Genomic DNA, 12,897 nt, shown 5'->3' on the forward strand with positions numbered 1-12,897 from the left:
AAGCGTTGTCATTGAGCGTCGATTTTTTTCATCCCACACTGCCAATCAATTCCCAAGCGTTGGCCGGCACGTTCGGCTGACGAAGCAACGCGATGTCGCCCAAGGGGGAGACGTCATCCTCGCAGTCAATCTGGAGTCAACATGAAAATCATCGGAGTGGTCGGACTGGGCAACATGGGACGCGGCATGGCGCTGTCGTTGCAGCGCGGCGGTTTCACGGTGCTCGGCTTCGATCCGTCGCCGGCCGCCGGTCGCGCCTTGGCCGACGCGGGCATCGGACTGCGGGCTTCGGTTGCCGAACTGGCCCGCGAGGCCGACGCCCTCGTGCTGTCGCTGCCGACCTCGCAGGTCGTCGAGGCCGTGGTGAATGGCGCCGATGGGATTGCCGCGAACGGTCGCGAAGGCCTGATCGTCGTCGACACCTCGACGGCCGATCCGGCAAGCACGCGTGGACTGGCTGCCACGCTGCGCGAGAAGGGCATCGCACTGGTCGACGCCCCGGTCTCCGGCGGCCCGAAGGGCGCCCTGAACGGCGCGCTCACAATGGTGCTGGGCGGTTCGGTGGCGGACATCGCGCGGATCGAACCGGTGCTCGCCGTCATGTCGGCCAAGCGCGTGCATATCGGCGACGTGGGCGCCGGTCACGTGACCAAGCTGATCAACAACCTGATGTGCGCGGCGCACCTGGTCGTGGCGGGCGAAGCGATGCGCCTGGCCGAAGCCGCCGGCGTGGCGCCGGCGCAAGTGCTGGAGGGTCTGAATGCCGGCTCGGGCCGCAGTGGCGTCACGCAGACCAATTACCCGACGTGGATCCTCAACAACGCGTTCGACTCCGGTTTCACGATGAAGCTCATGCGCAAGGACGTGCGTCTTGCGATGGCGCTCGCCGAGCAGACGGGCACGCTCGCCACGGGACCGCTCTCGGCCGAAGTCGGTCGTCTGTGGGCCGCAAGCGCGGCAACGGTAGGCGATGACGAGGACTTCAATCGCATCGTCCAGTTCATCGAGCCGGGCCGGGCGTGATCGCGCGTCAGCCCGCGCCGGCGTTACGCCGGGTCGTTCGATTTTCCATTTTTGTTTGACGAAACGATGCGCCCGATGCGGCGCGTCGCACGGAGTGTTCTCATGGCAGACTCACAAGCCGCCGCCTTGCTCGGCGCATTCGCAAAGTTCTTCCCCAAGGCCACCACCCTCGGCTCGTTCGTGAACGGCGAACTGCTCGAAGGCACGGGTGACGCGAACATCGAGATCGTGAACCCGGCCACCGGCCAGACGGTATTGACGTATCGCGACGCCGGTGCCGCCGTCGTGGCCCAGGCGGCCCACGCCGCGCAAGCCGCGCAGAAAACCTGGTGGTCGCTGACCCATGCGGCGCGCGGTCGCGTGATGCAGGCCGTCGGCAGCAAGATCCGCGAAAACGCCGAAGCGCTCGCGCAACTCGAATCGATTGGCGCGGGCAAGCCGATTCGCGACTGTCGCGGTGAAGTCGCCAAGGTCGCCGAGATGTTCGAGTACTACGCGGGCTGGACCGACAAGTTCTATGGCGATGTCATCCCCGTGCCGAGCACGCACCTGAACTACACGCGTCGCGAAGCGATGGGCGTGGTGTTGCAGATCACGCCGTGGAACGCCCCGGTCTTTACGTGCGGCTGGCAACTCGCCCCAGCGATCGCCATGGGCAACGGCGTACTGCTCAAGCCGTCGGAACTGACCCCGGCCAGCTCACTGGTGGTGGCCGAACTGGCCGAGCAGGCGGGCGTGCCGCGCGGTCTCATCAACGTGCTCGCCGGCTTCGGACACACCACCGGTCAGGCGGCGATCTCGCATCCGGTCGTCAAGAAAGTGGTGTTCGTCGGCTCGCCCGCCACGGGCAGCAAGATCGCCGCGGCCGCCGCGCAGCGCCTGCTGCCAAGCGTGCTGGAACTGGGTGGCAAGTCCGCGAATATCGTGTTCAACGATGCCGACCTGAAGCGCGCCTGCCTCGGCGCCCAGGCCGCCATCTTCTCAAGCGCAGGCCAGAGCTGTGTGGCCGGCTCGCGCCTGCTGGTGCAGCGCGGCGTGTACGACGAGATGGTCGACATGCTCGCGCGCGGCGCAGAGAAGATCCGCGTGGGCGAGCCGCTCGACGAGACGACCGAAGTCGGTCCGATCTGCAACCGCACCCAATATCAGCACGTGATGAACATGATCGACGCGGGCGTCGCGGGCGGTGCACGTCTGGCGGCCGGCTCGCAGCAGCGCGGCGACGGCGGCTTCTTCGTGCGCCCCACGGTGCTGGCCGACGCGACCAATGCGATGGGCGTGGCGCGTACCGAAATCTTCGGCCCGGTGGTCGTGGCGATCCCCTTCGACACGGAGGAAGAGGCGCTGGCGATCGCCAATGACAGCGAGTTCGGCCTGGCCGGTGCGGTATGGACGCAGGATGTTGCGCGCGCGCACCGTGTGGCGGCGCAGGTCAATGCCGGCACCTTCTGGATCAACGGCTACAAGACGATCAACGTGGCGTCGCCGTTCGGTGGCTACCACCATAGCGGTTACGGTCGCTCCAGCGGCATGGAAGCGCTGTATGAGTACACGCAGACGAAGAGCGTGTGGGTCGAGACCGCGGCGAACCCCACCACGCCGTTCGGCTACGTCTGATGCCGGTCCGCGGCGAGCGTAGGGCCATCCGGCGGGGAGGGGGGTCGTCATGCGTTCAGCCGTCGGGGGCGTCGCATCGACGGGGGCGCGCTGGACCGGGGCGACGGTCGTGAGACGCCGCTCGCTACGGAGCCGTTTCAGCCCGTGAGATTCGGGGCCGAAACGGCCATTTTGGCCGCGTATAATGCCGCCCTCGGGTGGTTCGGCGCGGAACGCTGTTGCTGTCACCGAGGCGTGCCAACCTGGCGAGCCGTCAGGCGTCATGGGGAAGTCCGACGGTCTGGGGACCGGACGGATGGCGTGCCGAATTTCCTTAACCACCGAAATGTTCGTACACCTTCCGGGTCACCGGACGGCACCGAACCGGTTCAATAGCAAGTGCAGGGGAGACCCAGATGGCAGTCATGGAAAAAAGCGCGGGCCAACCGCAAGGGGGCGCCTTCAGCGATGGCGTGCGCCTATATATTTGGGCAATCGTGATTCTCGTCATCGCGGAGCTGATCGGGGCGATCAGCATCAATGCGGGGCACGGCAAGATCGTGTTGTTGCCGATGGTCTGGGCGTTGTTGCTCGGCGCGGCGTTGGGTTTGTCGCAAGCGCGTCTGCCGCGTTTTGCGCAGATCAACCTGCCGATGCAACACAAGGCGTCCGCCATTCTGCAACCGGCGCTGCTGCTCTTCGTGGCCAAGCTCGGGCTGCTCGTGGGGGGCTCGCTGCCCAAACTCGTGGCCGCCGGTTGGGCGCTCGTGTTCCAGGAGTTCGGCCATTTCGTGGGTACGATCATCCTGGGCTTGCCGGTCGCGCTGATGCTCGGCATCAAGCGCGAGGCCATCGGCGCGACGTTCTCGGTCGGTCGTGAGCCGAGCCTGGCCATCATCGGTGAAAAGTACGGCTTCGATTCGCCGGAAGGCCGTGGCGTGCTGGCCGAGTACCTGACGGGCACCGTGTTCGGCGCAGTGTTCATCTCGCTGTTCGCGGGCTTCATCGCCAGCCTGAATCTGTTCCACCCGCACTCGCTCGCGATGGGCGCCGGCGTGGGCTCGGGTTCGATGATGGCCGCTGCCGCCGGCGCCATCGCCGCGCAGCAAACGCCGGAAGTCGCCAAGGAAGTGGCCACGTTCGCCGCCGCATCGAACCTGATCACGACGACCATCGGCACGTACTTCACGCTGTTCATCTCGCTGCCGCTCGCCGTGTGGGGCTACCGCGTGATGGAGCCGGTGCTGGGACGCATGAGCCGCCGTGGTCGCGCCAACGCCGAAGCCGCTGCGGTGGCCGACGCCGACGCCGCCAAGGAGCTCAAGGAAGCGAGCACGGCGCACACCGTCGACATGAATTTCGGTGCGCGTTTGTTCGCCTGGGTGTTCTCGGGTGCGCTGGCGCTGGTCGGTAACACCATTGCCTTCAAGACGCCGTTCCTCGACGGCGTGCCGGGCATGGTCATCATGATCGGTGCCGTGATCGTGGGCGAGGCGCTGTACTACGTCACGCGCCGCAAGGTGCCCGCCGTGTGCTGGGTGTCGCTCATCGCGATGTTCCTGACGTCGCCGGCCTTCCCGTTCGCTCCGATCGTCGAGCAGTTCACTGGCAAGATCAACTTCCTCTCGTTGGTGACGCCCATGCTGACGTACGCCGGTCTGTCGGTCGCCAAGGATGTGCCGGCGTTCCGTCGCCTGGGCTGGCGCATCGTGGTCGTGTCGTTCCTCGCGAATGCCGGTACGTTCCTCGGTGCTGCGCTCATCGCCGAGTTCTTCCACGTGTAATACGTGCCTGTTGTGCGCGGCGGCGACACGCCGCGTGCACGACGCGAAAGCGAATACGCCACGGCATGCCGTGGCGTATTTTTTTGCGCTACCGAACGAGGGGCTCAGGGCTTCGTGGTCGCCGCGTCGGCTTGCGCGCGCTCGTGATAATAACGGCGGAAGTAAGCGCGAATCTCCGCGGGCGAGAGCTTGCCGTCGCGATTGGCGTCGATCAGCTCGAAATGCCGATCGAGGAACGGCTCGGCGGCCGCCGTTTCGCCGCGGCTTAGATAACCGTCGCCATCCTTGTCCGCCGCCTTGAAATAGCGCTCGAACGTGGCGCGACGCGCCTGCAACTGGCTGTGCTGATAGGCCGACCATTCATTGCGGTCGATCTTGCCATCGCGATTGGTGTCGATGGCGTCGAACGAGCGTTGCAGGTACAGCCCGAGCGCTGCGTTCTGATCCGACGCGTCGCCGTAGTCCGGGCCCGGTGACGGCGCAGGCATGGGCGCCGAAGGTGTCGTCGGCACGACGCCGTTCATCGGCGCCCGCGTCTGTGCGTGGCCGGGCAGCGCGACGAGCGACAGGGCGGCGGCGCTGGCGCAAAGCGCGACGACGGCGAGTGTGCTGCGCGCCATACGTCGTGTCGCAAGGGTTCGAAGCGTACGTTGATGGGGTGTCTGTTGAGATGTCATGCCGCGCTTCTCCTGATTCGTTGAACAGTGACGGCCGGCCTCGCGACGCGACGCGATGCGCTGCCGAGACGGGAGCCGCCCGATGACGGGGGGGCGGTATCAACGGCGACGGCGGTCGTCCGTGATGACATTGCCGATCACGCCGCCGACGACGGCGCCTCCCACGGTCGTGCCCAGGTCGCCGCCGGAGATGAGGGCGCCACCCAGGGCGCCGACACCGGCGCCAACTGCCGTATTACGCGATTCGCGGGGCGTCATGCCGCCGCAACCCGCCAACGTGCCGACCAAGGCGGCGCCCACGAGCACCGGGCCGGCCGAGCGCGACACACGGGAGAGGTGCGAGATCCATCGTTGTGTAGTTTTCATGACGCATGACTCCTTCAAAGAGGGGGCGTCGGGCCCCGGGGGCAATCGCAGGCATCGCCTGCCGTTCAAAAACAGCAGTCGCTGACGGCGCAGGCTAGATACACGATCCATTGATTGTCGATGCACAGTCCAATGCGGTATTGCGCTGTCTTCATGGCACCTGTCGTCAGCGTTGGTTGATTTAGATTTGACGCAAGTTGCGGTATTTGGATCGCGCGATCTTGTAAGACTTTGTAAAGCCCCTCGGTCGCGCGTGAAGGTCGGGAATGTGCGGGTGTCTCGGTGATTTCTGTGCGATCGATATATACAACGTAGTGCGAAATAAAATGTGGACGCTCAAACAAATGGGGAGCGACGCCAGCGAAGCATGGTGCATGCACCATCGCTCATGTTCGTTGACGTCTAGGACATCGCCGGGGATGTCGCCGTATAGCGGCGCTGTCGAAAGCGTGACACCGAAATTTTTCAAATTTGAAATATCTCGACCGGCGCTTTAAAAAGCCGCCATTCATGCCGGAAGGTGCGGAATGCGCGGAATAGCCGATTACGCGGCGTATTACGCGGCGTATTACGCGATGTCTGTCATCGCAATTCGCGCTGAATGCGTTGAAACCATCGGGAAAGTCCGGGGGGGTGTTTGCGCTTAGTTTTCGCCGCAAGCTGCGTTTGCGCTGGCATACTGTGCCCGCTGAAGTTCGGTACTGAATTCAGCGATTGTTGAGACAAATCGATTGAGGTGCTCGGCCTATCCGTGCAAGCTTATCCATGCCACAAGTCAAGAAAGAAGACATTCGTCTGGCCATCCTGGAAGCATCGCATGCCCTGTTTCTCGACAAGGGCTATGTCGAAACTACCATGGTGCAGATCGCGAAGCGTGCCGGCATTTCCCACGCGAACATCTACAGCTACTTCACCGCGAAGTTGCAGGTCTTCTTCTGCGTCTACGAAACCTGGTTCAAGGCGCGCATTACCTTGCTCGAAGCCGAGGTGATGGCCGCACACGGCGCCCATGCCCGCATGCGCACCCTGCTCGACGGCCTGCTGGTCAAGATGCCGAGACTCGACAACGGGTTCTCGCATAACCTGGTGCAGGCGCTGGCCACCGTCCGCCCGGGCGATCCGTACGACGCATCGCTGCTGCGCTGGTTTCGCGAGCACCTGTCGAACATGCTGGCGGCAGCGGCACCGAGCCTTGCGCGCGATAGCGTGCGACGTGCGCGTCTGGTGGAGATGCTCGTGCTGACTTTCGACGGATGCCTCGTCAACCACCATGTCAATCCGGCGTCCCTGCCGGACGCCGCGATGCTGGAGGAGTACGTCGTCGCATTCCTGTCGGGCGAACCTGCCGAGCCTGACGCCGCTACGTCGGTGGCGCCAGCGGCGCAGGGCGTGCCGGGGGCGGGGGCGGTGATGCCGTCCGGCTCCGCGGCGGCGGCCTGAACGGCACGCCGATGCGCTCGCTGCCCTGGACCTCCCTCAATCTCGGACGAAAGCTCAAGTTCCACCAGCTTCAGGTGTTCGATCGCGTGCTCGAGACGGGCTCGCTCGTGCGCGCCGCCAACGAAACCGGTCTCACACAACCGGCCGTGAGCAAGATCGTGCACGAGCTGGAATCATGTTTCGAAGGACCGCTCTTCGTACGCAGTAATCGCGGCATGCAGCCCACCGAACTGGGCGAACTGCTCGGGCATCGCGTGAAATCGCTGATGGCGGAGCTGCGCTACCTCACGGACGAAGTGAATGCGTTCAGCGCGGGTACCAGTGGACACGTCATCGTCGGTACGCTCATCTCGGCCGCCGCGGATCTTCTCCCGCGCACGATCGCGATGCTCAAGTCGCGGACCCCGGGCGTACTGGTCACAGTGCGTGAAGCGACGACCGCGCAACTCTTCCCCGCGCTGGCCAGCGGCGACCTGGATATTGTCGTGGGCCGTCTGCCCGAGCGGGCATTGCCTGTCGCGAACGCCTTCGCCCTGACGCACGAAGTGCTCTTCAACGAATCGCTCAGCGTGGTCGGTGGGGCGCGTCACTGGTCGCAGGGGCCGGCGCGCGTGCCGCTTGCGCAGTTGCGTGAAGGGGCATGGATTCTACCGGTGCCGGAATCGCCGTCGCGGCTCGCTGCCGAGCGGCTCTTCCACGATGCGGGGCTGGCGTTGCCCGAGGACGTCGTCGAGTCGCTCTCGGTGCTCACCAACATCGGCTTGATGCTGGAGACCCCGCGAGTGGCGCTGATGCCGCGTGTGGCGGCCACGCCGTTCGTGGAATCGGGATTGCTGCGGGTGCTGGCCGATACCATGCCCGGCAGCTTTGGCGATGTGGGGTATTCGCTACGTGCCGACAGGCCACCGAGCCCGGCTTGTGAGCGCTTCGTCGCCTGCCTTCGCGAAGCGTGCGGCCTCAGGCCGTAGCGCCTTCCTGCCGATGTCGCCAAGACGAAGGGCGGCACGCCCGTTTATCGGCGTGCCGCCCTTTGCGATGGGCCGGCACATGAACCTGCCCACGCGCCCCAACCGTAACGCGACCTGCCGGCGCGGCGAATGGCGTGAATGCAATCGCGACACTTGCGAAACCCTGCAGCGAAGCCACCACGGATGCGATGACGGTCGTGCGAATGCGGGTCAGAGACGTGCGAGCGACGAGACTAGCCCTGGGTTCTGTTGCACGAGCCGAATGAGACAGGCGGCCTGGGCATTGGGGCGCGCGCGACCCTGCTCCCAGTTCTCCAGCGTACGCGGATTCGTACGCAAGTAGTGAGCGAAGACGTTACGCGACATGCCGAGATGCTTGCGCAGGGCGAGCAATTCGTCGGGATAGATTTCAAGTTTCGGAAGCGGTGTGCGCGGCAGCTCCTTGATATTGAGCGGAAGATCCGCGGGAAGGCCGTTCTTGACGTGCGCCGGTTCGGCTGGCGGTGGCGCACCGGTGTCCTGAGAGAGCAGCCAGCGGAAGGGATTCGAAGGCGTATTGGAGTAAGCCATAGTCCTACCCGGGTGTCGGTGTTAAATGAAGGGATAAGCACGCTTGCGAAGTCAATCAAGCGGAACCGATTGCACCACAGAGTTCTACTGGGTGCTTTCACAAAACACTCCGGATTTTCGCGTATGACACCCATCGAGGACTAAGCACCCCGCCGAAACGAGGTGCCGTAGAGTGTACGCAAAACGGTGCGGTACGCAGCGTGGCGCGCGCCTCAAACGCCCAGGTAAGCCTGTAATTCCGGCAACGCCCGACGCAGGCTTGACGAGTCGCCTTGCCAAGCTACGCGGCCTTTGTCGACGATGTAGTGGCGATCGCCGAGTTCGAGCATCGGTGCAAGGTTCTTGTCGATGCACAGGATCGACAGGCCGCTGCCTTTGAGTTGCTTCAGGCACTGCCAGATTTCACCCCGAATGAGCGGTGCCAGCCCCTCCGTCGCTTCGTCGAGAATGAGTAATTTCGGATTCGTCATCAGCGCGCGGCCGATCGCGAGCATCTGCTGCTCGCCGCCCGAGAGGTTGCTGCCGAGGTTTTTCTCGCGTTCGCGCAGCCGCGGAAACAGGGCGTAGATGCGCTCCAGTGTCCACGGCGAGCGTGCACCATGACGATTGCTGGCGGTGGCCACGAGGTTCTCGCGCACTGTCAGCGTGGGGAAAATCTGGCGTCCCTCCGGCACGAGCCCCATGCCCGCGCGCGCGATACGGTGCGACGGGCTGGCGTGCACCGGCTGTCCGTCGAACACGATTTCGCCACGGGCAGGACGCATGAGGCCCGTCATCGACTTGACCGTAGTCGACTTACCCATGCCGTTTCGGCCGAGCAACGTGACGAATGCACCGCGCTCGATGTCGAGTTGCATGCCGAACAGCGCCTGACTCGCGCCGTAGTAGGACTCGACGCCAGACAAAGACAACAAGGGGCTCATGCGGTCGCTCCCAGCATTTCGTTGCGGGTGTCATCCCCGAGATAGGCTTCGCGCACGCCCGCGTCGTTGCGGATCGTGTCGGCGTTGCCGCACGCGATGGCGCGCCCATAGACGAGCACGGTGATGCGATCGGCCAGGGCGAAGACGGCGTCCATGTCGTGCTCCACCAGCACGATGGCGTAATCGCCCTTGAGATCGGCAAGCAGATGCGTCATCTGTTCGGACTCGGCCTGCGACATGCCGGCCATCGGCTCGTCGAGCAGCAGCAGTTTCGGGCGTCCCGCGAGCGCCATGGCCAGTTCGAGCTGACGATGTTCGCCGTGGGCAAGCGCGCTGGCGGGCACGTGCATGCGCGCGGCCAGTCCGGTGCGCGCCAGGATCTCGCGCGCCGGTTCGACGAGCGCCGCTTCGCGAATGGCGGGTCGCCAGAAGCCGAAGCTATGGCCTTGCATCGCCTGCACGGCCACGAGCACGTTCTCCAGCGCGGTGAATTCGCGAAACACCGACGTGATCTGGTACGAGCGCGCGAGCCCTGAGCGGGCGCGCTGCTCGATCGGCATGGCCGTGATGTCGTGTCCGTCGAAATGAATGCTGCCTTCGTCGGCGCGCAACTCGCCGGCCAGTTGGCCGATGAGCGTGCTCTTGCCGGCGCCGTTCGGGCCGATGATGGCGTGCAGCTCCCCCGGCGCGACATCCAGGCAAAAGTGGTCGGTGGCGATCAGCCCGCCGTAGCGTTTGACCAGTTGGTCGACTCGAAGCAGCGTCATGCCTTGCCCTCCACGGTGCGGGCGCGCCGGGCGAGCCGCAGTTGCAGGTCGCCGAGCAGGCCATACAGGCCGCGTCGCGACACCAGCACCGCCACGACGATGAGCGGCCCGAAGATAATCATCCAGTGTTCCGTCATGCCCTTGAGCCATTCCTCGATCAGCAGCATGGCGGCGCTGCCCAGTACCGGGCCGAAGAACGATCCCAGCCCGCCGAGGACGACCATCACGATCAGCTCGCCCGACGCCGTCCACGCCATATAGGCGGGCGAGACGAAGTGCGTGAGGTTGGCGTAGAGCATGCCCGCCACGCCGCAGGTCATGGCGCTGATGACGTAGGCCACGAGCTTGTAACGCAGCGTCGGATAGCCGAGCGCGCGCATGCGGCGATCGTTCTGACGCGAGCCGCGAATGACCATGCCGAAGCGCGCATCGACCAGCCGGCGACCGGCCCACACGCACAGGCACAGCACGGCGAACGCCACGTAGTACAGCGTGGCGGGGTCGTCGAGCGTCATGCTGCCGAAGCGGCTGCCGGCGGCCACTGGCAGGCCGTCGTCGCCGCCGTATTGCCGCAGGCCGACGGCGAGGAAGTAGAACATCTGGGCGAACGCCAGCGTGATCATGATGAAGGCGATGCCGGTCGTGCGCAGCGAGAGCAGGCCGGTGACGGCGCCGACGACGGCGCACAGCAGCAGCGTCACCCCGAGATGGAGGAAGCCGTTGTCGATGCCATGATAGCTGAGGATGCCGACGACATACGCACCCAGCCCGAGATACAGCGCGTGGCCGAAACTCACCATGCCGCCGTAGCCGAGGATCAGGTCGAGCGAGACGGCCGCGATGGCGAACACCACGATGCGCCCGAACAGGGTGAGATAGAACGGTTGCTGGGCAAACGTCGCGTAGAGGGGCACCAACGCCAGCACGGCGAGCAACAGCAGCGGCACGGCGGTGCGAAGATTGAGTTTCATTTCCATCGTCAACCGTGTTTGACCGGGAAGAGACCTTGCGGACGCACGGCAAGTACGGCGGCCATGACAAGGTAGATGAGCATCGAAGCGAGCGCGGGCCCGGCGGTGTCGGCGGTGCTGCGCTCCATGAGGCTGCGCAGCAGCGTGGGCAGGGCAGTGCGTCCCACGGTGTCGACCACGCCGACGATCAGCGCCGCGAGAAATGCCCCGCGCACCGAGCCGATGCCGCCGATCACGATCACGACCATCGTCAGGATCAGAATCGGCTCGCCCATGCCCGGCTGTACCGACAGGATGGGGCCGGCCATGAGCCCGGCAATTCCGGCGAGAATCGCGCCCAGTCCGAACAGCAGCGAGTTGAGCAGCACGATGTTCACGCCGAGCGCGCCGACCATCTGGCGATGGGTCGACCCGGCGCGGATCAGCATGCCGATGCGCGTGCGGTGAATCAGCAGATAACAGCCCAGCGCCACTGCCAGCCCCACCACGATGATCAGGAAGCGATACGCCGGATACGCGAGACCGAACAAATCCACCGTGCCGGCGAGCCAGTCGGGCACTTCCATGTAATACGGCGACGGCCCCCAGATCATGCGCGCGAGCTCGTTGAAGAACAGGATCAGACCGAAGGTGGCCAGCACCTGATCGAGGTGATCGCGGTCGTACAGCGTCTTGAGCGCGACGAATTCGACGATCAGGCCGATCACGAGCATTGCGGGAACGATGGCGATCGCGGCGAGCGCGAATGATCCCGTGTGGTTGTACACGGTGGCGGCGATGAACGCCCCGATCATGTAGAGCGAACCGTGTGCGAGGTTGACGAAGTTCATGATGCCGAACACCAGCGTGAGCCCCGCGGCCATCAGAAACAACAGCACCCCGAGTTGCAGCCCGTTCAGGCACTGCATGACGAAGAGCGTCAGACTCATGTGGCCTCCCGGGGTAGCCCCATCAGGCGAAAGATGGCTTGCGTGAGCGGACTGGCGGTGTCGTTGAGTGTGAGCACGATATCGAAGTGATTGGTGCCGGGCATCGGGACGTAATCGCCTGCGAAGCCACGGGCGCGCCATGCCGCGAGATAGTCCTCGCTCTGGCGCTTGAATTCCGCCGTCTCGCTCTCGCCATAGGACACCACGATCGGGCAGCCGTGCGCGGGCAGATGGAAGTGGGGGCTGTTGCGATGCGCATCGTCGGCGGACAGTTTCATCCAGTCGTTGATGTGCGTGAACGGAATCGGCGTGAGATCGAACAGACCGGAGAGCGGGGCGGCGCCGGCGATGACGTCGTGGGGCACGCCGTAATCGGCGTGCCAACCCTGAGCGAGGAGCATGCCCACGAGATGGCCGCCGGCCGAGCTGCCGCACACGTGGATGCGGCGGGCGTCGCCGTGGTGTTCGCCAATGTGACGGTACACCCAGGCCAATGCACGGCGCGTCTGGTCGACGATGGTATCAAGCGAGGCGCCGGGCGCAAGCGAATAGTTGATCGTGACGACCGTCGCGCCAGCGCGTGTGAAGGCGGGCGCCATGTTGCTCGAATCGTCCTTGCCGAGCGCGCGCCAGTAGCCACCGTGAACAAAGAAGAAGACGGGGGCGTCGGGGACCGGCGACGGGAAGATGTCGAGCGTCTCGTCGGGGTGATCTCCGTAGGCGACATCGAGGACGCAGGGCGTGGTCGCGCGGGCGTGCGCGCTCTCGGTGGCGTACTGCGTCAGGATGTCGAGAACGTTGGGCGTGGTGGCGCGAGCGTTGTACTGAACGTCCAGCTCGGCCTCGTCGAAATTGCGGTAGCGCTTCATAAACCCTCGATCGT

Annotated in this window: 13 protein-coding genes; 5 read left to right on the plus strand and 8 right to left on the minus strand. The window is 64.9% G+C overall.

From position 1 onward, the window contains the following. Positions 1-48: 48 nt before the first annotated feature. The 3 genes from PCE31107_RS16685 to PCE31107_RS16695 all read left to right on the plus strand — a co-directional run bounded on the left by PCE31107_RS16685 (position 49) and on the right by PCE31107_RS16695 (position 4,403). Complete coding sequence (locus PCE31107_RS16685) at positions 49-1,023, plus strand: NAD(P)-dependent oxidoreductase (RefSeq protein ID WP_281352580.1); 975 nt, start codon at positions 49-51, stop codon at positions 1,021-1,023. 102 nt (positions 1,024-1,125) lie between these two features. After that, positions 1,126-2,640: an aldehyde dehydrogenase family protein gene (locus tag PCE31107_RS16690; RefSeq protein ID WP_150609919.1), complete on the plus strand. Its 1,515-nt coding sequence runs from the start codon at positions 1,126-1,128 to the stop codon at positions 2,638-2,640. 395 nt (positions 2,641-3,035) lie between these two features. Next, positions 3,036-4,403 (plus strand): DUF3100 domain-containing protein, encoded by a 1,368-nt coding sequence (locus PCE31107_RS16695; protein ID WP_130026573.1) that lies wholly within the window; start codon positions 3,036-3,038, stop codon positions 4,401-4,403. Between the two features lie 104 nt (positions 4,404-4,507). Here PCE31107_RS16695 and PCE31107_RS16700 read toward each other — a convergent pair whose 3' ends face one another. Continuing rightward, a complete protein-coding gene (locus tag PCE31107_RS16700) occupies positions 4,508-5,080 on the minus strand; it encodes an EF-hand domain-containing protein (RefSeq protein WP_150609921.1) in 573 nt (190 codons plus the stop codon). Between the two features lie 99 nt (positions 5,081-5,179). Then, the gene (locus tag PCE31107_RS16705; RefSeq protein ID WP_150609923.1) at positions 5,180-5,446 is read right to left on the minus strand and encodes a glycine zipper 2TM domain-containing protein; all 267 of its coding nucleotides are present in this window, start codon (positions 5,444-5,446) and stop codon (positions 5,180-5,182) included. A gap of 765 nt (positions 5,447-6,211) precedes the next feature. On the opposite strand from PCE31107_RS16705, the gene PCE31107_RS16710 reads away from it, so the two are divergent. Both PCE31107_RS16710 and PCE31107_RS16715 read left to right on the plus strand, forming a co-directional pair. Beyond that, positions 6,212-6,886 (plus strand): TetR/AcrR family transcriptional regulator, encoded by a 675-nt coding sequence (locus PCE31107_RS16710; RefSeq protein ID WP_130026571.1) that lies wholly within the window; start codon positions 6,212-6,214, stop codon positions 6,884-6,886. Between the two features lie 11 nt (positions 6,887-6,897). Continuing rightward, the gene (locus PCE31107_RS16715) at positions 6,898-7,854 is read left to right on the plus strand and encodes a LysR substrate-binding domain-containing protein (protein WP_130026570.1); all 957 of its coding nucleotides are present in this window, start codon (positions 6,898-6,900) and stop codon (positions 7,852-7,854) included. A gap of 210 nt (positions 7,855-8,064) precedes the next feature. On the opposite strand, the gene PCE31107_RS16720 is transcribed toward PCE31107_RS16715, so the two are convergent. The 6 genes from PCE31107_RS16720 to PCE31107_RS16745 form a co-directional block, all read right to left on the minus strand. Continuing rightward, positions 8,065-8,424: a helix-turn-helix domain-containing protein gene (locus tag PCE31107_RS16720; protein WP_130026569.1), complete on the minus strand. Its 360-nt coding sequence runs from the start codon at positions 8,422-8,424 to the stop codon at positions 8,065-8,067. A gap of 212 nt (positions 8,425-8,636) precedes the next feature. Continuing rightward, the gene (locus PCE31107_RS16725; RefSeq protein ID WP_130026568.1) at positions 8,637-9,347 is read right to left on the minus strand and encodes an ABC transporter ATP-binding protein; all 711 of its coding nucleotides are present in this window, start codon (positions 9,345-9,347) and stop codon (positions 8,637-8,639) included. Next, positions 9,344-10,114: an ABC transporter ATP-binding protein gene (locus PCE31107_RS16730; protein ID WP_130026567.1), complete on the minus strand. Its 771-nt coding sequence runs from the start codon at positions 10,112-10,114 to the stop codon at positions 9,344-9,346. The genes PCE31107_RS16725 and PCE31107_RS16730 overlap by 4 nt, the downstream gene beginning before the upstream one ends. Then, positions 10,111-11,085 carry a branched-chain amino acid ABC transporter permease gene (locus PCE31107_RS16735; RefSeq protein ID WP_130026566.1) on the minus strand — a complete coding sequence of 325 codons (975 nt, stop codon included), beginning with the start codon at positions 11,083-11,085 and terminating at the stop codon, positions 10,111-10,113. Before PCE31107_RS16735 ends, PCE31107_RS16730 begins: the two co-directional genes overlap by 4 nt. A gap of 8 nt (positions 11,086-11,093) precedes the next feature. Further along, the gene (locus PCE31107_RS16740) at positions 11,094-12,014 is read right to left on the minus strand and encodes a branched-chain amino acid ABC transporter permease (RefSeq protein ID WP_017234233.1); all 921 of its coding nucleotides are present in this window, start codon (positions 12,012-12,014) and stop codon (positions 11,094-11,096) included. Further along, positions 12,011-12,883 carry an alpha/beta hydrolase gene (locus tag PCE31107_RS16745; protein ID WP_130026565.1) on the minus strand — a complete coding sequence of 291 codons (873 nt, stop codon included), beginning with the start codon at positions 12,881-12,883 and terminating at the stop codon, positions 12,011-12,013. Before PCE31107_RS16745 ends, PCE31107_RS16740 begins: the two co-directional genes overlap by 4 nt. Between the last annotated feature and the right edge of the window lie 14 nt (positions 12,884-12,897).

This window comes from Pandoraea cepalis (genome assembly GCF_902459625.1).
GTDB classification, from domain to species: Bacteria; Pseudomonadota; Gammaproteobacteria; order Burkholderiales; family Burkholderiaceae; genus Pandoraea; species Pandoraea cepalis.